24 protein-coding genes are annotated in these 23,150 nt (G+C 41.0%); 4 read left to right on the forward strand and 20 right to left on the reverse strand.

Annotated elements, in window-relative coordinates:
- Nucleotides 1-441 precede the first annotated feature (441 nt).
- Entirely contained in the window at nt 442-1,311 is an 870-nt protein-coding gene (locus ACIQXU_RS00475) for a DUF1002 domain-containing protein (protein ID WP_402869268.1), read from the forward strand.
- A 119-nt stretch (nt 1,312-1,430) separates the two neighbouring features.
- On the opposite strand, the gene lysA is transcribed toward ACIQXU_RS00475, so the two are convergent.
- From lysA to spoIIM, 17 genes are all read right to left on the reverse strand, one after another.
- Nucleotides 1,431-2,759 carry a diaminopimelate decarboxylase gene (gene lysA / locus ACIQXU_RS00480; RefSeq protein ID WP_402869269.1) on the reverse strand — a complete coding sequence of 443 codons (1,329 nt, stop codon included), beginning with the start codon at nt 2,757-2,759 and terminating at the stop codon, nt 1,431-1,433.
- Between the two features lie 273 nt (nt 2,760-3,032).
- Complete coding sequence (locus ACIQXU_RS00485) at nt 3,033-4,517, reverse strand: spore germination protein (RefSeq protein ID WP_402869271.1); 1,485 nt, start codon at nt 4,515-4,517, stop codon at nt 3,033-3,035.
- Nucleotides 4,501-5,079, reverse strand: a complete 579-nt coding sequence (gene spoVAEA / locus ACIQXU_RS00490) for a stage V sporulation protein SpoVABEA (RefSeq protein WP_402869273.1) — start codon at nt 5,077-5,079, stop codon at nt 4,501-4,503. Before spoVAEA ends, ACIQXU_RS00485 begins: the two co-directional genes overlap by 17 nt.
- A 39-nt stretch (nt 5,080-5,118) precedes the next feature.
- Nucleotides 5,119-5,541 (reverse strand): stage V sporulation protein AB, encoded by a 423-nt coding sequence (locus ACIQXU_RS00495; protein WP_402869275.1) that lies wholly within the window; start codon nt 5,539-5,541, stop codon nt 5,119-5,121.
- Nucleotides 5,531-6,148, reverse strand: a complete 618-nt coding sequence (locus tag ACIQXU_RS00500; RefSeq protein ID WP_402869277.1) for a stage V sporulation protein AA — start codon at nt 6,146-6,148, stop codon at nt 5,531-5,533. Before ACIQXU_RS00500 ends, ACIQXU_RS00495 begins: the two co-directional genes overlap by 11 nt.
- Nucleotides 6,149-6,314: 166 nt before the next feature.
- Complete coding sequence (locus tag ACIQXU_RS00505) at nt 6,315-7,610, reverse strand: NCS2 family permease (protein WP_402869279.1); 1,296 nt, start codon at nt 7,608-7,610, stop codon at nt 6,315-6,317.
- Nucleotides 7,611-7,941: 331 nt separating this feature from the next.
- The gene (sigF, locus tag ACIQXU_RS00510; RefSeq protein ID WP_402869281.1) at nt 7,942-8,709 is read right to left on the reverse strand and encodes an RNA polymerase sporulation sigma factor SigF; all 768 of its coding nucleotides are present in this window, start codon (nt 8,707-8,709) and stop codon (nt 7,942-7,944) included.
- Nucleotides 8,710-8,722: 13 nt separating this feature from the next.
- Nucleotides 8,723-9,163, reverse strand: a complete 441-nt coding sequence (gene spoIIAB, locus ACIQXU_RS00515; RefSeq protein ID WP_402869282.1) for an anti-sigma F factor — start codon at nt 9,161-9,163, stop codon at nt 8,723-8,725.
- A 1-nt stretch (nt 9,164) separates the two neighbouring features.
- Nucleotides 9,165-9,515 carry an anti-sigma F factor antagonist gene (spoIIAA, locus tag ACIQXU_RS00520; protein ID WP_402869284.1) on the reverse strand — a complete coding sequence of 117 codons (351 nt, stop codon included), beginning with the start codon at nt 9,513-9,515 and terminating at the stop codon, nt 9,165-9,167.
- Between the two features lie 130 nt (nt 9,516-9,645).
- Nucleotides 9,646-10,812, reverse strand: a complete 1,167-nt coding sequence (locus ACIQXU_RS00525) for a D-alanyl-D-alanine carboxypeptidase family protein (RefSeq protein WP_402956634.1) — start codon at nt 10,810-10,812, stop codon at nt 9,646-9,648.
- A gap of 207 nt (nt 10,813-11,019) precedes the next feature.
- Nucleotides 11,020-12,324, reverse strand: coding sequence for a pyrimidine-nucleoside phosphorylase (locus ACIQXU_RS00530; protein WP_402869288.1), 1,305 nt, complete (start codon nt 12,322-12,324; stop codon nt 11,020-11,022).
- A 66-nt stretch (nt 12,325-12,390) separates the two neighbouring features.
- On the reverse strand, nt 12,391-13,203 hold the full coding sequence (locus tag ACIQXU_RS00535; protein ID WP_402869290.1) for a purine-nucleoside phosphorylase: 813 nt from the start codon (nt 13,201-13,203) through the stop codon (nt 12,391-12,393).
- Between the two features lie 12 nt (nt 13,204-13,215).
- On the reverse strand, nt 13,216-14,403 hold the full coding sequence (gene deoB / locus ACIQXU_RS00540; RefSeq protein ID WP_402986129.1) for a phosphopentomutase: 1,188 nt from the start codon (nt 14,401-14,403) through the stop codon (nt 13,216-13,218).
- A 313-nt stretch (nt 14,404-14,716) separates the two neighbouring features.
- Entirely contained in the window at nt 14,717-15,610 is an 894-nt protein-coding gene (gene xerD, locus ACIQXU_RS00545) for a site-specific tyrosine recombinase XerD (protein ID WP_402869293.1), read from the reverse strand.
- A gap of 5 nt (nt 15,611-15,615) precedes the next feature.
- On the reverse strand, nt 15,616-15,843 hold the full coding sequence (locus ACIQXU_RS00550; RefSeq protein WP_402869295.1) for a YqzK family protein: 228 nt from the start codon (nt 15,841-15,843) through the stop codon (nt 15,616-15,618).
- A 179-nt stretch (nt 15,844-16,022) separates the two neighbouring features.
- Nucleotides 16,023-16,481: a ferric iron uptake transcriptional regulator gene (gene fur, locus ACIQXU_RS00555; protein WP_402869878.1), complete on the reverse strand. Its 459-nt coding sequence runs from the start codon at nt 16,479-16,481 to the stop codon at nt 16,023-16,025.
- A gap of 123 nt (nt 16,482-16,604) precedes the next feature.
- Entirely contained in the window at nt 16,605-17,249 is a 645-nt protein-coding gene (spoIIM, locus tag ACIQXU_RS00560; RefSeq protein ID WP_402956628.1) for a stage II sporulation protein M, read from the reverse strand.
- A 150-nt stretch (nt 17,250-17,399) separates the two neighbouring features.
- On the opposite strand from spoIIM, the gene ACIQXU_RS00565 reads away from it, so the two are divergent.
- Nucleotides 17,400-17,963 (forward strand): GNAT family N-acetyltransferase, encoded by a 564-nt coding sequence (locus tag ACIQXU_RS00565; RefSeq protein WP_402986131.1) that lies wholly within the window; start codon nt 17,400-17,402, stop codon nt 17,961-17,963.
- Between the two features lie 182 nt (nt 17,964-18,145).
- Here ACIQXU_RS00565 and ACIQXU_RS00570 read toward each other — a convergent pair whose 3' ends face one another.
- The 3 genes from ACIQXU_RS00570 to ACIQXU_RS00580 all read right to left on the reverse strand — a co-directional run bounded on the left by ACIQXU_RS00570 (nt 18,146) and on the right by ACIQXU_RS00580 (nt 21,746).
- Nucleotides 18,146-19,666 carry a CoA-acylating methylmalonate-semialdehyde dehydrogenase gene (locus ACIQXU_RS00570; RefSeq protein WP_402869301.1) on the reverse strand — a complete coding sequence of 507 codons (1,521 nt, stop codon included), beginning with the start codon at nt 19,664-19,666 and terminating at the stop codon, nt 18,146-18,148.
- A 358-nt stretch (nt 19,667-20,024) separates the two neighbouring features.
- Complete coding sequence (locus tag ACIQXU_RS00575) at nt 20,025-21,194, reverse strand: endonuclease Q family protein (protein ID WP_402869303.1); 1,170 nt, start codon at nt 21,192-21,194, stop codon at nt 20,025-20,027.
- Entirely contained in the window at nt 21,195-21,746 is a 552-nt protein-coding gene (locus ACIQXU_RS00580) for an NUDIX hydrolase (protein WP_402869305.1), read from the reverse strand.
- A 75-nt stretch (nt 21,747-21,821) separates the two neighbouring features.
- Between ACIQXU_RS00580 and mciZ the strand changes: the two genes are divergently transcribed.
- Both mciZ and ACIQXU_RS00590 read left to right on the forward strand, forming a co-directional pair.
- Entirely contained in the window at nt 21,822-21,980 is a 159-nt protein-coding gene (gene mciZ, locus ACIQXU_RS00585; protein ID WP_402869307.1) for a Z-ring formation inhibitor MciZ, read from the forward strand.
- A gap of 57 nt (nt 21,981-22,037) precedes the next feature.
- Nucleotides 22,038-22,946 carry an aldo/keto reductase gene (locus ACIQXU_RS00590; protein WP_402869309.1) on the forward strand — a complete coding sequence of 303 codons (909 nt, stop codon included), beginning with the start codon at nt 22,038-22,040 and terminating at the stop codon, nt 22,944-22,946.
- The last annotated feature ends 204 nt before the right edge of the window (nt 22,947-23,150 follow it).

The raw sequence follows: 23,150 nt of genomic DNA on the forward strand, positions 1-23,150 counted from the left end.
ACATCACTTTCAGCACTTGAATTATAGATTCCCTAGTGCTACGCGATAAATGTCCAGTAGATAATTCCCCATATCAAAGCCACAACAAGCATCATAAGTAAAAGTGTTATATTACTCCTTCTCATCCCATACTCCCTTTATTTTTATGAATAACTATTTAAATATCGAATTCATTCTACTATAACTTAGCACATTTTGACAAATCCCCTTGCAATCTCGCTCTGTTTTTACTACATTGATAAAGGATATAATGGTTTCATGGCCTGTATCTTCATTACGAATGATGGAAGATCGTTCAGCTACTTTAATAGGGACTAATTTTTGGTGAAAAAAATTAATAAAAACTGTATCTTTTTTTCGCTTCGATTCGTCCAATCTAATGTAACCCTATCAGTAGGTTATAATCTATTAAGAACAGAGGAAAAGTTAAGGAGGAAAATCATGAAAAGTCCAAAAAAATGGGTCATTGTGACCATTTTATTATGTCTGTTATTGCCTTATAAGGCCTTTGCGGATGCCGCAGTTGGCGATATGATCGTTACACTAGGAGAAAATTTGTCTAAAGAACAAAAAAGCATGCTCCTTTCAGAAATGAAAGCACCTGACGATGTGGAGGTCCTGACAGTCACCAATGCGGAAGAACATGAATATTTGGGAGATTATATAGCTAGCAGATTAATAGGTACAAAAGCTATATCCTCTTCTGCCATTACGCTTGAGGAAAAAGGCACAGGCCTAAAATTGGAATCCAAGAACATTAATTGGGTAACTGATGAAATGTATATCAATGCCCTTGCGACTGCTGGGGTTAAAGATGCTACCGTTTATGTCACAGCACCTATTCCAGTTTCCGGTACAGCTGCCTTAACAGGTGTCATTAAAGCCTATGAATTATCTTCTGATAAAGCAATCTCCGAAGATGTAAAACAGGCTGCCAATGAAGAAATGGTCACCACTGCTGAATTGGGAGATGAAATCGGTACGGAAGAGGCTTCTGCACTCGTAACGAAAATCAAAGAGAAAATGGCAGACAACCCTCCTGCCACTACAGAGGATGTTCGTAAGATCGTAGAATCCGCTGCAAATGATCTTGGCCTAGTCTTAAATGAAGGGCAAATTCAAAGCCTGATCGATCTATTCAATAAATTAAAAGAATTGAATATTGATTGGAACGCCGTTGGTGACCAATTGACAGAAGCTAAAGATAAATTGTCCAACTTCCTTGAATCTGAAGAAGGACAATCATTTCTAGATAAATTAAAGGATGTCTTCAATAGTCTAATAGATGCTATCAAATCTTTTTTTAGCTGATTCACAATAAAATGGCGGTACCTAGAAGTACCACCGGTAAATAAATAGCAAAAGGCAGAAACGTTCATCACGTTTCTGCCTTTTACTATTTTAAAAAAGGAGTTACATCCTCTTTTTGATTATTCTTTATTCAAACCAACCGCTTCGTGAAAAGCTAAATCATGACGGATAAGATCATCGAAGGTTTCACGCCTGATGACTAAACGCGCTTCCCCGTTTTCAACGAAAACCACCGCCGGTCTCGGAATCCGGTTATAATTGTTAGACATGGAATACCCATAAGCCCCTGTACAGAAAACAGCTAAAATATCTCCTCGTCCAGCTTTTGGCAAGGGTAAATCCCAAATCAGCATATCGCCGCTTTCACAACATTTCCCGGCAATAGCAACCGTCTCCTCCACTGGATCAAGTGGGCGATTGGCTAGTACCGCATCGTACTTCGCTTCGTATAAGGCTGGACGAATATTATCGCTCATGCCCCCATCGACAGCTAGGTATTTGCGGACGTCCGGCACTTCCTTTTCTGAACCCACTTTATATAAGGTGATACCTGCATCTCCGACCAAGGAGCGACCAGGTTCAATCCAAATCTCCGGCATTTCTAAATCAGACTGGGCAATCTGTATTTGCACTTCCCTCACGATTTCTTCTACATATTGAGATGCTGGAAGCGGATCGTCTTCTTCTGTATAACGGATTCCGAAGCCTCCGCCTAAATTTAGCACCTTTGGCTGAAAACCAATTGCTTTATGCCACTCTCTTAGCTTGCCAATGATTTTTTGGGCGGCCAAAAGAAAGCCAGTGGTTTGAAAGATTTGGGAACCTATATGGCAGTGCAACCCGAGCACTTCAAGCCACTTGCTTTTTAACGCCTGTTTAAGGGCGCCTTCCGCCTGACCATTAATTAGATCGAAACCAAATTTCGAATCTTCCTGCCCTGTTAAAATATAATCATGTGTATGCGCTTCAATGCCAGGTGTCACACGTAAAAGAATTCTGACCTTTTCTTCTCGGTTTGAACAGATTTCTTCAAGTAGTGTCAATTCAGAAAAGTTGTCCACCACAATACACCCTATTTGGTAATCTAGTGCCATATGTAACTCTTCGACACTTTTATTATTCCCATGGAAATGGATACGTTCGGTTGGGAAATTAGCCTTGATGGCTGTATATAATTCCCCCGCTGAGACCACGTCGAGTGACAAGCCCTCCTGTTCGGCCAATTGAATCATGGCAATGGATGAAAATGCTTTACTTGCGTACGCCACCTGAGCCGGTATTCCCAATTCTTCAAATGTCCGCTTAAATCCTCTTGCCCGTTCGCGTATTAACTCTACATCATAGACATATAACGGCGTACCATATTTTTCTGTTAACTTAACAGTATCCACTCCGCCAATTTGTAGATGTCCACGGTCATTTACATGACTAGTCCCAAACAAATGCATAATAGTCTCACCTTCCTGATCCAAACTTACGGTTAAATGAAGTGAGGGATCGTAAGAGGTTCCTCGAAAAGGATGATATCCCTTTAAATCTCCTCATCCAAATTCCTCGTTTACTATTCTTATTTACCTGTTTCTACACGTTCCCATTAAATATAATTGCGTAGTTCGAAATCAGATTGGTTTAACTCCAAAGAGCCCAAACTCTTTGTGAAGCCACTTTACTGCTTTATTCGAATAAAATTAAATTAACACAACTTTTCGACAACATCAACCTTAAGATTTCCTAGGCTGCCTGTATTTGTCCTGTGGATGGACGATACTCGGCCGTTCTCTGGAACCTGGAAAAGGTCTTCTTAATATAATATGTGACAAGGCTCTTGGTTGAAACGGGATTAACGGCCATAAATAGGGTGTATTCAATGCTTTTATGCTCGTTAATAAAATGATATATAGCGTTATTCCTATGATTAACCCAGGCAGCTTGAACAAGGCAACCAAAACGATCAAAGCTAATCGAGACAGTTTATTGGCAACCCCTAATTCCAAACTTGGGGTGACAAATGTCCCAATGGTCGCAACCGATGCATAAAGAACGACTTCCGGCACAAATAACCCTACATCAATAGCAATCTGTCCGATCAAGACCGCAGCAATTAATCCCATTGCAGTTGAAAGTGGGGTCGGGGTATGGATGGCGGCCATCCGTAAAAATTCGATCCCGATATCCGAAATGAAAATTTGGACAACAATCGGAATATGCGTTTTTTCATTTGGCCCGATAAATTCCAGTTTATCCGGAAGGAAGTCAGGCTCTAAACAAAACAACAACCACAATGGAAGCAAAAATAACGAAGCGGCTATCCCGAGAAATCTGGTCCACCGTACCATTGTTCCAACAGCGGGGGATTGTCTGTACTCTTCTGCATGCTGCATATGATGGAAGAGGGGAGCAGGGGTGATGATGACACTAGGTGAGGTATCCACATAGACTAGTACATGGCCTTCCAGTAAGTGTGTTGCGGCTACATCAGCACGCTCTGTATATCGGACAAGAGGATATGGATTATATCCTTGCTTAACGATAAATTCTTCTACCGTTTTATCCGCCATCGTTAGCCCATCTATTTTTATATCTTCCAATTTCGTACGAACGGTTTCAATTAAACCCGGGTCCGCTATATCTTTAATATACCCTATCGCAATATCCGTTTTAGAGCGTTCGCCGACCTTCATGATTTCGAAACGTAATCTCTCATCCCTGATTCTCCGTCTAGTGATGGCTGTATTTACAATGATATTTTCTACAAATCCATCCCTAGAACCACGGACAACTTTTTCTGTATCGGGTTCTTCAGGCTGTCGTCCAGGGTAACTCCTGACATCGACAACCAACCCTATATCGTATCCATCCATCACAATGACGATTAAACCGGAAAGGACTTGGTCAACCAACTCATCCATCGTACGTATTTCTTCCACAGATTGGTGAACGAGTAAATTTTTCATGAAATCAAATACTTTTGTCGTTTTTATTTCAGTATTTTGAGAATGGACCATCGAGTTAAGAAGTTCAATGATGAATTCCGTATCCGTAAGTCCATTCACATAATAAAGGTGAACTTCTTTTCTTAAAACTTTTATTTTCCTTACGCCTAAATCAAAACTGACACCCAGACCGACCCTCTTTTCCATGAAAGTATCGACTTCCACCACGTTAGTCGGAATGGGCTTCATATTTTGTTTATCCTCTGATGCCATCAAGACCGCTCCTTTCCAATATAATTTGCACAGCAAGTTTTGTGATTGGTGCTCCTTTTTTAAAGTCGTCCTGGTGTGACATTTTTCCAATGTCTCCAATGCCTACAACGATCGGAGCTTTTAACTCATCAATGCAATACACCGTATCCCCGGTTATCTTCCCTATCTCAAATTCCTGGGCTCCGAATTTGTCCACCCCATTTTCCGTCAACTGCCCATCCCTATCGATACAGACATCCACCTTAGTCCACTCTTCCCTTCTACTTTTCGAAGCAACGGCTATGATGCCCAGGACATGGATGTCAGGATGGCTTGCAACCACCTTCATCGCCGTTTCACCGAATCCCTCACCCATGAAGCCACTATCATCGAACATGACCAACACGGGGTCATTCTTCGCTTTCTTTATAAGGTCTACCAGCTCCAAACCTGTATAACGGGACGGATTCCCTTGTGACATTGAAATGCAGCGCCCTCCGATTTCTCTTGCAACTAGCTCAACAGCACGATTTGCATATACATCTCCATCTGTTATCAATATCACTTTTCGTTTGGTCACCATCAGGAGCCTTCCTTTCATCAGGTATGCGTATGGTCGTTCTTATAAATCGACAAAATAAATCCATTGAAATAAGGATCCAACTATTTTACCTAACACTAGTGCCATTAACAGATAAATGATTTTATCTTGTATGCCTACTCGTTTGGACAAGATCGGGAAAACATTCAACACCTCAGTCAGTGCAGCTGCAAGCATTCCATTAAAAATACCGTCCGCAAGTCCGATTGGAATTAATAAGAAAGAAGGAAGAGCAAAGGTCGTCCCCTGTAGGCCAAACCATGTTCCTCCGACCACTCCTGAAATTATGGCCACTTCATAATACCGAACCATTTTTAACGTTTTTGTCAGCTGTGTCAGCCTTGGTATGACACCAAGTACAGTCAGAAAAGCTACAAAACCAGCACCTGTAGCGACACCGCCGGCTAGCCCAACAAAAATCCCGAAAATGATATTACCTGTCATCGAGATGACGCACGCTCTCATTATTCTCATTCATAATGACGTACCGATCTAAATCCTGCTGGTAATTGAACATTTCAACCTCGAGTGGGCTAGGTTCTTCATTAAAGCGTTTTTTAAAGAAGTGATTAAAAAACAAAATCATTCCAATCCCAATACCGAAACTATAGGGTATTTGGATCAACAAAGGCTTTTCATCAACCCTTCCTGTTATTAGCGTAAAGAGTTTTTGATGAACTTCTCCCATACTTACATCCACATGGAAATTCATGATGGTAATACCCCCTCCAATGAACATAAGCAACCAGATAACGGCGAAAGTAACGAAAGACATTTTCTTTTTGGGATAAATGACTTCGATGATTGTCTGGGAGGGACCAAATGTCTCCACTTCGATATGTGGATCGATTGCCTGTATGGCCATGATGAGTTGGGCCAAATCGATGATAATGATATTCTTATCTTCACTATTCACCGTTAATAAAAGGGCCCCTTCAATACTAGAAACCAATTCTTCAGGACCAATAATTTTTGCAATATCTTTTATTCTTACCTTTTGGTTTACATTTACATGCACCCGGTTCCTCATTCTGGTGTAAATGACTGCCATCACTTTTCACATCCCGACCTTTTATTTCCTTATAATAGTAGTATGGATTGGAAACAGAGTGAAAATGCAGAAAGAAAATGATGTCCAAATATTACTAATTCAAAGAAATGAAATAAAAAAAAGACATGCCGGATATCAGCATGTCTTTTTGTAAAATATTTATAAATTAATGAGTTGGGAAGAAGATCATTTGAATCAAGAAAACCACGCCAAAAATATAAATGAGCGGGTGAACGGATTTACCTTTTCCACTGAAGAATTTCATCAAAGGATAGGTAATGAACCCCATTGCAATCCCTGTCGATATGCTTGAAGTAAGCGGCATCGTTAATATGATTGCAAATGCCGGAAAAGCTTCATCAAATGTTTTCCAATCCACTTTCGCAAGACCTTCCATCATCAAGCAACCTACAATTATCAATACAGGTGCCGTGATGGCAGAAACGGAGGAAATGGCCGCTATTAATGGAGAAAAGAAAATGGAAAGAGCGAATAAGATGGCAACGACCGTGGCCGTTAAGCCCGTACGTCCCCCAGCTGCTACTCCAGTACTCGATTCAACATAAGCGGTTGATGGGCTTGTTCCAAACAACGAGCCAACCGTCGTGGCAATAGCATCTCCCAAGAAGGCCTTTTTAGCACGAGGGATCTTTCCATCCTTCGTTAATCCCGCTTGTTCCGTCACTCCAATTAATGTACCTGTCGTGTCAAATATCGTTACAAGTAAAAAGGCAAATACGACAGTATATAAAGAATTGCTAAATACTCCAGCAATATCAATATCGAAAAAGACCGGTGAAGGTGGTGTTGATAGAATTCCATCAAATTTCAGCATCCCCATAAAGTAACCAATGATTGCTGTAACAATCATGCCAATGAAGATAGCTCCTTTAACATTCCGAGACATCAAGATTAGAGTGAATAATAAACCTATAAGGGCCAAAACGGTGCCTGGTTGGTGTAAATCCCCGAGTGAAACCATGGTTCCTTCATTCGGTACGACAATCCCCGCATTTTTCAAACCCATAAATGCGATGAATAGACCAATACCAGATGTGATTCCAAATTTCAACGAATTTGGGATGGCATCAATAATCATTTTGCGCAAGCTCGTAACACTTACCAGAATAAATAATAGACCTGCTATGAAAACTGTACCAAAAACTGTTTGATAAGAAAGACCGTGTGCACCTACCACACTGGCAAAATAAGCATTCAGCCCCATACCTGGTGCAACGGCAATCGGATACTTCGCTAATAATCCCATAATTAAGGTACCTAGGACTGCAGAAATGACGGTCGCCATAAAGACCTGTTCAAATGGTATTCCTATTGAAGATAATAAAGCAGGATTGACAATAATAATATAAACCATGGTGAAGAATGTCGTAACACCTGCCATAATTTCAGTGCGAACATTCGTCCCATTTGCTTTTAAGGAAAAAAACTTTTCTAAAAACATATTTTTCTGACCTCCATATATTAAGGAAACACCATTCAATCGCTTGCACAAAGGTGACCTTGCATTAATACTTCATCTTTCATCTTTCAAATTTCAACGAGATAAAAACCTTATGAAAATAGTTTTAAATCCGAATGAAACCAGCGACCTTTACTATAATATTCGTTTTTAACTTCAAATTCAACTAAAAAATTCGTTTTTCTTCTTTTTTCACAAATATATATTTCCTTTTCAACATTCCTACCAAATGTTGTGTGGCACACTTCCCCTTCACTTCCTTACTATTTCCAAAATCCCACTTTTTCTCCCAGCAAATGAAAGACCACATGAATCAACGATTCATGTGGTCTTTCATTTGCTGAAGGATTTTTTTCTCCAACCGTGATACTTGAACTTGTGATATTCCTAGCCTAACGGCGACCTCCGACTGAGTCTGGTCTTTATAATATCTCAAAAAAACAATTAACCTTTCCCGTTCATTCAATTCTTGGATGGCTTCTTTTAAAGCGATTTGGTCGAACCACGATGAATCATTATGGTCGGCAATCTGGTCGAGAAGAGTAATTGGGTCTCCATCATTTTCATAAACCGTTTCATGAATGGAAGAAGGGCTACGGCTAGCTTCTTGGGCCATGATAATTTCTTCAGGTGATAATTCAAGATGTTCTGCCAATTCATTGACAGTCGGAACACGACCGTGCGTTTTTGAAAGTTCTTCTCTGGCCCGACGGATTTTATTCGCCATTTCCTTTAAAGAACGGCTTACTTTCACAGTACCATCATCACGGATAAACCGTTGAATTTCACCAATGATCATGGGGACAGCATACGTCGAGAATTTCACTTCAAACGTTAAGTCAAATTTATCAACTGATTTTAATAACCCGATGCAGCCAATCTGATACAAATCATCCGGTTCATAGCCACGATTGAGGAACCTTTGGACAACGGACCATACAAGCCTTAGATTGCTGTTGACAATTAAGTTCCTTGCATCCTGGTCCCCACTCTGACTGAGTTTAATCAACCTACGCAATTCCTCATCTTTTAAATGGGTCTGGCCTTTCTTGCTCTTCTCGTATTTAACCTCCACATCCATATGCAAGTCTCCCTTAATTGCACAAAGCTCTGCTTGTAGTTAAGTGCTTTTTTAATCGAATGATCGTTCCTTCGCCCTTATGCGAAATGATATGGATCTCATCCATGAAGTTCTCCATGATCGTAAATCCCATGCCGGATCGTTCAAGTTCGGGTTTCGTCGTGAATAGTGGCTGCTTAGCCTCTTCAACATCCTCAATGCCCAATCCTTCATCACGAATTGTCACTTCGACCGTATCTCCTTCGATGACTACAGAAATGTAGACCCACCCTTCCGGATCGTTTTCATATCCATGAATGATTGAATTCGTGACCGCTTCAGAAACGACCGTCTTAATCTCTGTCAATTCATCCATCGTGGGATCTAATTGAGCAATGAATGCCGCAACCGTCACCCTTGCGAATGATTCATTTTGGCTAAGTGCTGAAAATTTCGTTTCCATTTTATTTTTCATGTTAGGCAACCCCCAGTCTTTGCAAAGCGTTTTGTTCGGATAATTCTAGTTTAACAATTTTAAACAAACCTGACATCTCAAATAACCGCTTTACTGCTGGAGAAATTGCACAGACAACCATCTCACCATTTTTCTGATGTACCTGTTTATACCGACCGATAATTACGCCCAATCCAGAACTGTCCATGAAATGCAGTTCATCCAAGTTAAGGATGATATGTTGGATATCATGCTTTTGAATGGCCGCCTCTGCCTGTTTTCTTAACTTTTCTGCTGTATGATGATCTAAATCACCTTTGAGACGAATGCATAATATTCTACTCTTCGCCTCCATATCAATCGTAAGACTCACTATATACAGCCTCCTTCACTGTCTTATAATGAGTCAAATTCTCTGTTTAATCTTCAGATTCCTTCTTCCTGGCAAAACTAGTGGCCATTCGCCTAAACTAGTATATTTACACGCCTTTCCGACAAGTTAATCATTTCGTTTGTGTAAACATGCCGAATGCCCGTTTATACAGTTGCCACCAACTGGCTTTTTCAACAGTTTCCTTTGAAACAATCGGTGATTCGACATATACTTTTCCGTCTTTAATCAATTGGAGCGTTCCTATTTGATCTCCTTTTTGAATGGGAGCCTTTAGGTTTTTATCGAGAATAACCTTTTTCGTAAAGTCTTTTGCCGCACCGCTCTTGGCCGTCAAAACAGATATTGGTTCACTTGTTACCCCTACTGCCATCTTTTTGCTGCCCTTGCTTACTTTCGATTCGCCCAAGACCTCTCCTCGTTTGTAAATCGGATAGGTAATAAATTGTGAAAAGGCATAATCAAGCATTTTCGTTACCTGGGCATTTCTTTCCTTTGGAGAAGCCGCACCGAACACCACAGCAATAACACGCATATTCCCTTTTTTCGCCGTAGCTGTCAGACAATACTTGGCTTCATTCGTAAACCCTGTTTTTAATCCATCGACTCCCGGGTAAAATTTCACTAGTCGATTCGTGTTCACAAGCCAGAATTTTTTATCTGTATTTTCACGGAGGTAGTCCTCGTATGTACCCGTGAATCTTGTAATCATGTCGTATTTCAACAATTCCTTTGCCATGATGGACATATCATGTGCCGAGCTGTAATGGTCCTTAACTGGTAAGCCTGTTGCATTTTGAAATTTCGTGTTCTTTAATCCCAGGTCTTTTGCTTTCTTATTCATCCGTTTGACGAATTCTTCTTCGGATCCAGCAAGATGCTCTGCCATAGCGACCGATGCATCATTTGCAGAACCGATCGAGATCCCTTTAAGCATTTGTTCGGTTGTCATTTCTTCTCCTAATTCAAGAAAGATTTGAGAACCTCCCATCGATGCAGCGTACTCACTCGTCCTGATTTTATCCTTCATGTTGAGTTCACCTTTATCGATGGCTTCCATGATTAAGAGCATCGTCATGATCTTCGTCATACTAGCAGGCGAAAGACGTTCATCTGCATTTTTATCATACAAAACTGTACCTGTATCCCGTTCAATTAAAATAGCTGATTTTGCATTTTCCGCTAAGTTGACACCTTTTTTTTCTGATGCTTGAGTATGCGGGATGCTAAAGCCAGTTGCTAGTAACACGATTAAAAATAGAGAAAGAATCCGCTTCATCTCCATAGCCTCCAATCTTTATATATTCCATTTTTTCCATATAAGCCATTTTTATACAAATAAGTTGGTGGAATTATTATTTAAAAAGGGAGAGGACAGTTTTAATGAGGAATATACAAAAACAGAGGACATTGTTGCCTGAATAAAATTATGCTGAACGTAAAAAAAGGTCACTCTTTTAAAAAGAGTGACCTGCTTGGCGAATCATTATTCCATGATTTCTTTATAGATCAACGTTGGTTTTTCAACTTTTTCCTTGGAAATTGTAATGTTTTCGTATAATTTCTCTTTTACTTTTGAAACATCTTCAAAGTTACTGTATATGGTTACAAGTGATTCACCTTTAGCCACGGTTTCACCGATTTTCTTACGAAGCATAAGACCTACAGCCAAATCAATTTCCGATTCTTTAGTAGCACGTCCAGCACCTAATAACATGGCAGCCGTACCGATTTCATCAGCAACGATTTCCGATACATATCCGTCTTCTTTAGCTTCAAGCTCAAAAGTGTATGCAGCCTGTGGAAGTTTTTCTGGCTGTTCTACAACTGAGCCGTCTCCTCCCTGTGCCTCCAAGAAGATTTTGAATGAACGAAGCGCTGAACCATCCTTGATTGCATTTTCAAGCAGGGTTCTGGCTTCTTCAAGGGAGCCCGCTTTTTTAGCAAGGTACACCATATGACTTCCTAACGTTAAAGATAGTTCCGTTAAATCTTCCGGACCTTCACCTTTAAGCGTATCAATCGCTTCTTTAACTTCAAGAGCGTTCCCGATTGCGTAACCAAGAGGCTGGCTCATGTCTGAAATGACTGCCATCGTATTACGGCCGACATTATTTCCTATGCTCACCATTGCATGTGCCAGTTTCTCGGAATCTTCAAGTGTCTTCATGAATGCACCTGCACCCGTTTTCACATCAAGAACAATCGCATCTGCACCAGCAGCTATTTTCTTACTCATGATGGAACCAGCAATCAACCCGATGCTATTGACGGTAGCCGTTACATCACGCAATGCATAAAGCTTTTTATCTGCAGGAGTTAAATTACCACTTTGACCAATAACGGCTATCTTGTTTTTATTGACAAGTTCAATGAACTCATCATTTTCAATTTCCACATGAAACCCTTTAACGGATTCCAATTTATCGATGGTTCCACCTGTATGGCCAAGGCCACGCCCTGACATTTTTGCCACTGGAACGCCTACAGCTGCCACTAATGGTCCAAGAACAAGTGTGGTCGTATCACCAACGCCACCTGTAGAGTGCTTATCGACCTTAATTCCCTCTATCATCGATAAATCTATTTGATCACCGGATTCTACCATGGCCATCGTTAAATCAGCACGCTCCTGCTCGTTCAGCTCCTGAAAATAGATTGCCATTGCCCATGCGCTCATTTGATAATCAGGAATCGTTCCATTTGTAAAGCCTTCCACAATAAACTGAATCTCTTCAGTGGAAAGTGTCTTTCCATCACGTTTTTTTGCGATTAAGTCAACCATTCTCATAAGTCATTCCCCATTCTTTAAAGACAGCCTTAGTTTCGACTGTACTTGTATTATTTTAAATCCGATTTATAAATCTTTAACAATCGACTTAACAAACTCCAGAAAACTGCTTTTTACTTTTTCTGTCGTTTCAATAACTTCCACGTGTGACAGGGGCTGGTCCAAAATACCAGAAGCCATGTTTGTAAGGCAAGATATCCCGAGTACTTTCATCCCACAATGTCTAGCAACGATAACTTCCGGAACAGTGGACATGCCCACTGCATCCCCACCAAGAACTCTTGCCATCCTTACTTCTGCCGGAGTTTCATAGGTCGGCCCAGAATTCCCAATATAGACGCCTTCCTTTACATCCAAGCCCAGCGTAGAAGCGATCGTCTTAGCTTTTGCCCGCAATTCTTTATTATAAGCTTCTGACATATCAGGGAAACGAGGACCAAAGCGGTCTTCATTCGCACCAATCAATGGGTTAGTTCCCATTAAATTGATATGGTCCGTAATGATCATCAGATCTCCCGGTGCATAGCTTTCATTCACACTTCCAGCAGCATTGGTTACGATTAATGTTTCAACACCAAGCAGTTTCATCACACGTACCGGGAAAGTGACTTTCTCCATTGAGTATCCTTCATAGAAATGGAAACGACCTTGCATGGCTACAACCTGTTTGCCACTCAGATTTCCGATGACAAGCTGACCTGCATGTCCTTCTACAGTCGAGACGGGAAATTCCGGGATTTCATGATAAGGGATAATTATCGGGTTTTCAATTTCATCTGCCAATACCCCAAGACCAGATCCAAGAATCAAGCCTATATCTGGAGTCCCTTCCACTTTATTCTTTATAAATTCAGCAGCTGTTTCAATGCTATTAAACATATTTACCCTCCCTTATTTCACGTCGCCTAAAATATTTTTCCCATATGTAGGCATCTTTATATCAAAGTTAGCGGCAACTGTTGCACCAATATCAGCAAAAGTATCTCTTACTGGTAACTCCGTGCCTTTTGTGAAATGTTTTGAGTAAACTAATAATGGAACATACTCACGAGTGTGGTCTGTACCTTCATGAATCGGATCATTCCCGTGGTCGGCTGTGATGATCAACAAGTCATCTTCTGTCAGCTTCTCTATCACTTCAGGCATTCTAGCATCGAACTCTTCCAAAGCCTTTCCGTAGCCTTCCGGATCACGACGGTGACCATATAAGGCATCGAAGTCCACTAGATTCAAGAAGCTTAATCCCTTAAAGTCTTGATCGATGGTTTGGATTAATTTATCCATTCCGTCCATATTGGAGACTGTACGTAATGATTCGGTGACTCCTTCACCATCAAAGATATCCGAGATTTTCCCAATTGCCAAAACATCCAACCCAGCATCTTTCATTTCATCCATTACCGTTCTGTTAAATGGCTTCAATGCATAATCATGACGGTTAGGTGTTCTTTTGAAGCTTCCTGGCTCTCCAATGAAAGGTCTTGCAATAACGCGTCCAACCTTAAATTCATCAGCCATCGTCAACTCACGTGCAATTTCACAAATTTTATATAACTCGTCTAATGGGACTACGTCCTCATGAGCGGCAATCTGTAAAACAGAATCAGCGGATGTATACACAATTAAAGCTCCCGTTTTCATGTGATCTTCGCCAAGTCTTTCAATGATTTCCGTTCCGCTTGCAGGTATATTCCCTATGATTGAACGTCCCGTCTTCGCTTGAAGTTCATTGATTAATAACTCAGGGAAACCGTTCGGAAATACTTGAAATGGTGTTGTGATGTTAAGACCCATTATTTCCCAATGGCCAGTCATCGTATCTTTTCCTGTTGACGCTTCTTTCATTTTAGTATAGTAAGCAATCGGTTGCTCTGTTTTTGCGATACCTTTAATGTCACGGATGTTGCCTAAACCCATTTTAGAAAGAGTCGGCATGTTCAATCCATTCATTCTCTCAGCGATATGGCCAAGTGTATCCGCTCCTTTATCACCGAATAAATCTGCATCCGGTGCTTCGCCAATCCCAACTGAGTCCATGACAACTACAAAAATGCGTTTAAATGCTGAATTTTTTTCCATGCTAATTCCCTCCAGTAAATAGTATTATACCCTTTTATATTCCCCGTTTATTGTCCACTTAACCTACCATAATCAACAAAGAATCGAAACGTCAGAAGTCTGACCTCTTTATTGTAAACGATACCAATCGGTTTAGACAATTGTTATGTACCTTTATCTTTATATAGAAAAACAGACACATAATTTTAAAAAAGGATTTTTTATAGTTCCAGCTTATCAAGGTCCAATAAATTGGGCCACCTATTCCTGATGGCTGATTCACCATTACTTGTGCAGGAGGTCTTTCCTCCTACACTTTCAATCTACTAATCTCCTAAGCTCTTGGATGAAATTTAGAATATACATCTTTTATCCGAACATTCGTAATATGTGTGTAGATTTGAGTCGTCGAAATATCCGCATGCCCCAACATCTCCTGAACGGCCCGTAAATCTGCTCCATTCATCAAAAGATGTGTGGCAAAAGAATGCCTTAGTGTATGCGGTGTAATTTCCTTCTCGATTCTCGCCTCTTTCACGAGTTTTTTCAAGATCTTCCAAAATCCCTGTCTCGTCAACCTGTTTCCATGGTGATTCAAAAAAAGTGAATCCGTCCGATGCTTTGGACTGGCAAATTTACCACGGGCACTATCCAAGTAATTCCCGATGGCCCCCAGTGCTGTTTGTCCGATAGGGATGATTCTTTCTTTATCCCCTTTTCCGATACAACGGACAAAACCCATCGTCGCGTGTACATCGCTCACATCCATTGATATCAATTCACTGACACGCATTCCTGTCGCATACATCAGTTCAAGCATCGCTTTGTCACGTAATCCATATTCGTTCATTACCTTTGGGGCTTCCAATAAGGCTTCCACCTCTTCCATGCTTAACACCTTTGGAAGGCTTCTTTCAGGTTTGGGTGTTTCTATATGTAGAGCTGGATCCTGGTCAGTCACCTTTTCACGAAGGAGAAATTGATGGAAGGATCGGATTGAAGCAATATGACGGGCAATGGTTTTCGACGATTTCCCTTGGTCTTTCAAATGAGCAAGAAAGTGTAAGATGTTTGCCCGACGTGAGTCATTCCAATCGGTAATCATTTCTACATTCATTAAATAGGCCCAATATGATTTCAAGTCACGTTCATACGAGACGAGTGTGTTTTTGGCAAGACCCTTTTCAATGGTCAAAAAATGAATGAAATCCTTAATTTGATTCTCCATATTCATTACTCCCCGTTTAAATAAAACAACATTAAGCGTTCAAACCATGCATCATCACCTGTATCAACAGCTTTTGATACTTTGACAGCTGTGCCTTTTGGTTCATCGTACCGATGATAACTATGATATTCCTGATTTAACCATACCATTCCTATGTAAAAAAGAACAGTGAAGCTAACGAAGAGTATCATCACTTTAGCTGTATGTAAAACTAGCTTCAATGACGTTTTCATGCTTTCCCCTCCCTATCCGAGCACTTTGTATCAATCTATGCCCATCGGGACAAGTTTTATACATCTTTCGGTAAAGAAGAGGAAAAAAAGTTCTATCTATTTCTAACCCAGGTTAAACAGGCAAACTATTTTCTTTTAAAACCAGAAAACCTTCTCCAGGTAGGGGAGAAGGTCCGACTTTATTCATCTTTATCTTCGACTTTGTCATGACATCGATGACAAATGCCATGAAAGGTTAATCTATGGTCTTTTATCTTGAAGTTCCAGTCACGCTCGACAATGGCTTCCACGTCTTCAAGTAAGTCTTGTTGGATCTCATCTACCGCTCCACATTCCACACAAACCAGATGATGATGGAAATGCGCTGCGCCTTCTTGTCTTAAATCATAACGGGAAACTCCGTCTCCAAAGTTAATTTTATCTACTATTTTCAATTCAGTCAGCAACTCTAGCGTACGGTATACCGTTGCTAATCCAATTTCCGGCGACTTTTCTTTGACAAGGAGGTAAACGTCTTCTGCGCTTAAATGATCCTCTTCGTGCTCAAGTAAAACGCGGACGGTCGCTTCTCGCTGAGGCGTTAATTTGTAGCTGGACGAGTGCAACTGCTTTTTTATTCTATCAATTCTATTTTCTATTTCCATACCAATATTCCCTCCCGCGCCGCTATCTTATACATTATATCAAATGAGGGAAAACTGTCAAAATAGATTTCCTTATTAATAGCAAAAAAATCATGATGAATGCGTAGCTACCCTTCATTACCCCAAGAAGCTTACGACATTTTTCATTAAGGAAGGGGATAAATATGCTTCAAATGCAGCTGCTGCAATTAAAAATACCCCAGACAAGATTAAGGAAAAAACATAGCGGGAAATAATCGGCTTTAAAGGCTCCCGAACCTGTTTAAGAAAAATGCGGCTGATCATCTTCATGGATAGCGATACGGCCAGAACCGTGATCACGATAAAGATCGGGACAATGAATATATTTTGCGGTAGGATTGCCACAAATGATAATAGGAATCCACTCCACCCCATTTGATTGACTAAAAATCCGACCGTAAATCCCACAACCATGCCTTTTACAAATAACAGTACTAATATCACTGGCAAACCGATAACCGAAACCCCAAGAATCCAGATGACCCCAATATATTTAAGGTTATGCATAAGACTTTGACTGAACATATCGTGTGAAGAAGCAAATTCCCCTTTGGAAACTTGTCCGAAGAATTGTGATAAATAATAGAACAAATCTTCCTTTTGAGTAAAGCTCAAACTGTTTACGAGAACAGCACCAAAAATGACACCCATTAAAAAGAGTACAGTGATAAAAACGTATAATGAGGAATGTTCGTTAACATGTTTCCTTACAGCATTTTGTATGGCAGATCTATTTTTCATCTTTTATCTATCCTCCCAACTCCACTTACTAGAATCTATGTTTTTTCTGTTTTATTTATGACAAGGATTCAAGCGTAATTTACAGAGTCGTAGAACATTTTTCATAAAAGACGTGTTATAATTTTCCATAAAGTTGTTTGGAGGGGTAATATGAAAGCTATACTAATGGATTTTCCAGAAAAAATTGAAACTTCTCGCTTATATTTAAGACCTTGCCTACCGGGAGATGGACTTGACGTATATGAAGCCATAGTCCGTTCACGAAACGAGTTGAAGACATGGCTTCCGTTTGCCCAGCAAGAACCATCAATAGAAGCTTCAGAAAAGAATGTCCTGAAAGCATATGCTGATTTTATCTTAAAAGAAGATATTAGACTCCATATTTATAGGAAAGAAGACGGTCAATTCATAGGCTCCACTGGCCTCCATCGAATTAACTGGGACATCCCCAAGTTTGAAATCGGTTATTGGATCGATACGGAATACAGGAACAAAGGATATATAACTGAAGTGGTAGAAAGGTTAACAAGATTCGCCTTTAATCATTATGGGGCCAAGAGAATTGAAATCCGTTGTGATCCCAACAATCTTACCAGCAAACGGATTCCTGAAAAGCTTGGATTTACCCTGGAAGGGATTTTACATAATGATGCTTTAAGCGCCGACGGCAAGACATTACGAGACACTTGCATTTATGCAAAAACAATAAACTAAAAAGAGCCCTGGCAGCATCAGATTTCCCTGTCAGGACTCTCTCCATTAGCTTTAAAAAGCAAAACTAATCCTCTTTGGCTTTCCATACTTTACGTTCCAATTAACTCTCTTTCTATGAAGCTTCATTAAAAGGACCTAAAGAATCCCTAAAATAGTTTCAGGGATTCTTTGTATTTCAATCTTCAATCATTATTGCTTGGAAAGGCAAATGTCGACCCCGTATTGGCGGACGATGTCAACCATCGTTCTGAGACAGTTTTTGTTTTTGTAAAGAAACGGGCTTGGTCTGGTCCGAACATATGACCTTCACCGAATCTAGACCCTTTAAATCCAGCAAAATTATGGTAGCCGACAGGGATTGGAATCGGGACATTAACTCCTACCATCCCAACGTCTATTTCCGTTGTGAATTTCCGAGCTGCCGCTCCATCATTGGTGAAAATGGTGACACCATTCCCTAACTCATGTTCGTTGATCAGCTTAATCGCTTCTTCTAGTGAAGCGACCCGAACAACATTACGGGCGGGTCCGAACACTTCCTGTTCATATATATCCATTCCTGGCTTTACATGGTCAATTAATGTCGGGCCGACAAAGAAACCACTGGATTCTTTCACGATGTCTAATTCCCGTCCATCACACACTACCGTTGCACCTTCTTCAATGCTCTTGTCAATCGCAGCAATTACCGACTCTTTTGATTGTTGGGATATAACAGGTCCGAAGTCAACTTCCCGGTCTGTGTAAGAGCCCACTTTCAATGCGCCGATTTTTTCTTTTAAAATCTTTATTAAACGATCCCCTGTTTCTTCTCCAACAGGCATGAGCGTTGAAATGGCCATGCAACGCTGGGATGCAGCTCCATATGCAGCTCCAATAAAAGAGTTTGCCACTTGTTCTAAATCCGCATCAGGCATGACAACCATATTGTTCTTCCCGCCACCAAGAGCCGTCACACGCTTACCATGTTTCGCTCCCGTCTCATAAATATATTGAGCCACCGGCGTAGAGCCCACGAAGGAGATTGCCTCCACTTCTGGATTTCTCAATAATTCATTGACAGCGTCCTTATCACCATTGATAACGGTCCAAATACCGTCCGGCAATCCTGCTTTCTTCCATAATTCACTCACGAATAAAGCTGTCATCGGAACTCGCTCCGAAGCTTTCAGAATGACTGCATTGCCTACAGCAATTGCCATGCTCGTCTGGGCCAGTGGCACCATGATTGGGAAGTTGAATGGAGAAATGGCTGCTACGACGCCAAGTGGGTACTTCGCCGAATAGACATTGATCTGTCCACCGACGTTGACGGAATATTCCCCTTTCACTAAATGGGGCGCTCCAATGGCAAGGTCCACAGATTCTATTCCACGGGTAATCTCGCCCTTTGCATCTTCTGCCGTTTTACCGCTTTCTGTACAAATCAGATCAATTAGGGCATCTGTATGTTCCGTAAGCAAGTTACGAAACTTGATCACTATATCCGCACGCCTTGCTACGGACATGTCACGCCAAGCGGGAAATGCAGCTTTGGCTTTATCAATGGCTCCCTTTACTTCTTCAATCGAAGCTAACGGTACTTTCGCAATGACTTCTCCACTTGAAGGATTGAATACATCCGAAAATCTCCCGTTTTGTCCTGCAACCATTTGACCGCCTATAAAATGAGATAATTCTTTTACTTTTATTGTTTCAGTCATTATAACTCCTCCTAATTGTTCGAGATTTTACTATATAATGTAGGGGTGAAGCATTTCCTTTATGTAATCCGTCACCCACAAACTCACAAAATACTCAGATAATTAAACTCGGAATTTCAGTCGCGAGTTTACGCCTTCATGTTGCGCCTATATTCGTGTCACTTCCTTATTATGATTTATTTCCTATTCCTATTGTGTAACTTCCTGGCTTTTTAGTCATTATACAAAGTGTTAAATGAATCCCTTTTCTATTTCACAAAAAGACTAATGGCTACCAAGTGATATCTATAACAAGCACAAAAGGCACTTCCATCTAGAAATGCCTTTTGAAAAGCTTATATCGGGAAAGCCTGTGTTATCACATCTTAACTTTCCCATATTTGCCGCCTCCTCCTGCATCAAAACCCAATATCCCTTTTCTTGCGGAATCTATAAAGTGGGCTAATTTCAATGGAACGACCTCTGAAAGCTGTTCGAGAGTCACCTCATGAAGGATATTCATCTCTGTTCCGAAGGCCCCCAGCAGTCTGTCCATGGACTTCGGGCCAAGGCCCGGAATGAAATCAAGCGGAACCTGATGAATATACTGCGGTCGGGACCTCTTTTCCTCCCCTTTTCCAGAAACGGATAATTCGGCAATACGTGTGGAAACTCCCTTAATGATCTTCTTGCCTCCGCATTCACTGCATGCCTCAGCATTTATGGCCATTTTATGAAGGCAACTTCCGCAAACGGTTTGATAATATTTACCCAATAAGGGATTCAATCCATAATTGGCTGTCACTTTACGACCTTCTTCTTCCTTAAGCGCTTTTTCCAACTCTGTAAAACTCGGTTCTTGAAGCAATAGCATTTGATATTCACGGGCTATCTTTCCAAGGGAGTGGGCATCCGAATTCGTCAGGAAGGTATACGATTTCAATTCTTTTATGTCCTCCACCAAATAGGTATCCGAGCTTAAACCAAGTTCGATGGCATCAATGAGCTTCGGATCGAACACTTCCGCCAGGCTTTCCTTTACGCCTTTACCGTACAAGCTTTTAAAGGGGGTGAAAACATGCGCAGGGATGAACAGCCCTCCAAGGGATTTGACGGTTTCTTGCAACTTTCGCCCGTCACAATAAATCCTCTGGGAACTCAACGTAATATTTTTCACATAATTACTCATCCATGATGAAAACCTCTTCATCACTTCCATATTTGGAAAATAGGCAAGAACATGAATCGGTCCATGGCAATTGTGGTCATATATTTCAATTTCCGACCCTGGGATGATGGTGAGGTTCCGATAATGAAGTCCGCCACCCTCCATTTCCGTAATTTCCCCATTGTGAATTCCAGCTTCTATCTCTTCAATAACCTCAGGAGAATGGCAGTCTATAACCCCTATCATATCGAGTCCTTTTCGTTCGCTTGCCACTTCGATTATGTTGCTGAAGGTCAACGTTTTAGCTCCGGTGATCTTAACCGCCTTCCCACTTCTCGTCCTGCCGATATGAATATGGAAATCAGCATAGTATTCTTTCATTTATTCATTCAACGCCTTTTTCAACTGCAAATATTGTACGGCGTAGGCCGTTTTGGCATCTTGGATCTTCCCTTCATCCAGATAGTTTTGAGCTTCCTTCAATGTCAGCTCGATCACCTCGACAAACTCATCTTCATCCAATGGTGCCGCATCTTTTTTCTTTTTCAAATTGTGGGCCAAATAGAGATGGACTAGCTCATCCGCAAAGCCTGGAGACGTATAAAAAGAGATGATATGCTCCATTCTTTCACATTCATAGCCCGTCTCTTCCTCAAGTTCACGTTCTGCCGACCGAACGGGTTCCTCCCCTTTTTCAAGCTTACCTGCTGGAATTTCAACCAGGCTTCTCTCCAACGCTTTACGGTACTGTTCGACCATGATGATCTTATCTTCAGCTGTAAGAGCGATGATTGCGACTGCCCCGGGATGCTTGATGATTTCTCGTTTACTCGTTTTCCCATCAGGAAGCTCGACATCATCCACTTGTAAATTGATTACTTTACCCGTGAATATCTTTTTGCTTGATAATGTTTTCTCTTCGAATTTTTTCAACTTGTCCACTCCTCTGTTCTAATTACAGCATGATTCTTCATACATTTTACCATACTAGGGATGGAGGGCGATTTGATGAAAATTCATGTGTTCGAAAATGGCATTGTTTTCTCCGGAAAGAGTTGGGAGATTGTTCAAAAACTCAAAAGTCTACAAAGTGACTATGTTTATGTCAATGACTGGATTGCAGATATCCATCGACAAGAACCTCACCCCTTAAAAAGGATCAAGTGAAATCTTTGAGTGAAAATGATTCCTCCTTTACAATGAAGATATAAAGGAGAGGATAACATGAAAAAACGCAGATTAGGAAATTCGGATTTGCTTGTATCCGAAATTGGACTTGGATGCATGTCTTTGGGAACCGATCAAAAAAAGGCAGCCGAAATTGTGAAGGCTGCTTTACATGAAGGCATCAATTACTTCGACACCGCTGACTTATATGATTTTGGAGTGAACGAGGAAATTGTGGGAGAAAGCCTAAAGCCAGTTCGCGATCAAGTGTACATAGCAACGAAAGTCGGAAACCGCTGGACGGAGAATAAAGAAGGCTGGAGCTGGGATCCATCCGGTGACTATATCAAGACGGCCGTAAAAGACAGCCTAAAGAGACTAGGCACCGACTATATTGACCTCTATCAGCTGCATGGCGGTACGATTGAAGATAATTTGGAGGAAACGATTGAAGCCTTTGAGGACTTAAAAAAAGAAGGTTTGATTCGGTACTATGGAATATCATCGATTCGGCCCAATGTAATTAAGGCATTTGTCGAGAATTCAGATATTGATTCCGTGATGATGCAGTACAGCCTTCTGGACCGCCGTCCGGAAGAGTGGATGCCACTTTTGGAAAATAAGCAGGTCAGCATCATTGCTCGGGGGCCTCTCGCCAAAGGGCTGCTAAGTGAAAAAATGCTTAACAAGGCTAGTGAGGACGGCTACCTCGATTATAGCTATCAAGCACTCAAGGACTTACTTCCACAATTAAAAGAGGAGATTTCCGGCAAGAAGCTGAATGCTGTGGCTCTGCAATATGTATTATCGAACCAATGCGTTGCATCTGCCGTAGCCGGGGCGAGCACGGTGCAACAGCTTCGCGAAAACTGTCAGGCTGCCAACAGCCCTTCTCTTTCAAAAGATGAACTTGATCTGTTGAAGCAACTCACCAAAGCAAGCAAATATGCAAACCACCGGGAATAAATCTAACCTGAACACCCTTTAAAGACTAGCAATCATTTCTCTGCAAAGCTATCCTTTCCGTACACCTACGGTTGGATAGCTTTTTTTTATTCCGGGAGTCATACCCTACACTTTTAAATAACTCAGCTGCAAAAGTGTAGGGTGAGTTCTTTCTAAGATCTTTTCTGTTGCTATTTCTTAATTAATATTATAAAATTCAATTGT

The organism is Peribacillus sp. NPDC097284, from assembly GCF_044761765.1.
Classification (GTDB): Bacteria; Bacillota; Bacilli; order Bacillales; family DSM-1321; genus Peribacillus.

Bases quoted from the DNA above. Each gene is read 5' to 3' on its own strand.
- ACIQXU_RS00475 (WP_402869268.1), top strand. From the start codon at position 442: ATGAAAAGTCCAAAAAAATGGGTCATTGTGACCATTTTATTATGTCTG.
- lysA (WP_402869269.1), bottom strand. From the start codon at position 2,759: ATGCATTTGTTTGGGACTAGTCATGTAAATGACCGTGGACATCTACAA.
- ACIQXU_RS00485 (WP_402869271.1), bottom strand. From the start codon at position 4,517: ATGGCATCAGAGGATAAACAAAATATGAAGCCCATTCCGACTAACGTG.
- spoVAEA (WP_402869273.1), bottom strand. From the start codon at position 5,079: ATGGTGACCAAACGAAAAGTGATATTGATAACAGATGGAGATGTATAT.
- ACIQXU_RS00495 (WP_402869275.1), bottom strand. From the start codon at position 5,541: ATGACAGGTAATATCATTTTCGGGATTTTTGTTGGGCTAGCCGGCGGT.
- ACIQXU_RS00500 (WP_402869277.1), bottom strand. From the start codon at position 6,148: ATGGCAGTCATTTACACCAGAATGAGGAACCGGGTGCATGTAAATGTA.
- ACIQXU_RS00505 (WP_402869279.1), bottom strand. From the start codon at position 7,610: ATGTTTTTAGAAAAGTTTTTTTCCTTAAAAGCAAATGGGACGAATGTT.
- sigF (WP_402869281.1), bottom strand. From the start codon at position 8,709: ATGGATGTGGAGGTTAAATACGAGAAGAGCAAGAAAGGCCAGACCCAT.
- spoIIAB (WP_402869282.1), bottom strand. From the start codon at position 9,163: ATGAAAAATAAAATGGAAACGAAATTTTCAGCACTTAGCCAAAATGAA.
- ACIQXU_RS00525 (WP_402956634.1), bottom strand. From the start codon at position 10,812: ATGAAGCGGATTCTTTCTCTATTTTTAATCGTGTTACTAGCAACTGGC.
- ACIQXU_RS00530 (WP_402869288.1), bottom strand. From the start codon at position 12,324: ATGAGAATGGTTGACTTAATCGCAAAAAAACGTGATGGAAAGACACTT.
- ACIQXU_RS00535 (WP_402869290.1), bottom strand. From the start codon at position 13,203: ATGTTTAATAGCATTGAAACAGCTGCTGAATTTATAAAGAATAAAGTG.
- deoB (WP_402986129.1), bottom strand. From the start codon at position 14,403: ATGGAAAAAAATTCAGCATTTAAACGCATTTTTGTAGTTGTCATGGAC.
- xerD (WP_402869293.1), bottom strand. From the start codon at position 15,610: ATGGAGAATCAAATTAAGGATTTCATTCATTTTTTGACCATTGAAAAG.
- ACIQXU_RS00550 (WP_402869295.1), bottom strand. From the start codon at position 15,843: ATGAAAACGTCATTGAAGCTAGTTTTACATACAGCTAAAGTGATGATA.
- spoIIM (WP_402956628.1), bottom strand. From the start codon at position 17,249: ATGAAAAATAGATCTGCCATACAAAATGCTGTAAGGAAACATGTTAAC.
- ACIQXU_RS00565 (WP_402986131.1), top strand. From the start codon at position 17,400: ATGAAAGCTATACTAATGGATTTTCCAGAAAAAATTGAAACTTCTCGC.
- ACIQXU_RS00570 (WP_402869301.1), bottom strand. From the start codon at position 19,666: ATGACTGAAACAATAAAAGTAAAAGAATTATCTCATTTTATAGGCGGT.
- ACIQXU_RS00575 (WP_402869303.1), bottom strand. From the start codon at position 21,194: ATGAAAGAATACTATGCTGATTTCCATATTCATATCGGCAGGACGAGA.
- mciZ (WP_402869307.1), top strand. From the start codon at position 21,822: ATGAAAATTCATGTGTTCGAAAATGGCATTGTTTTCTCCGGAAAGAGT.
- ACIQXU_RS00590 (WP_402869309.1), top strand. From the start codon at position 22,038: ATGAAAAAACGCAGATTAGGAAATTCGGATTTGCTTGTATCCGAAATT.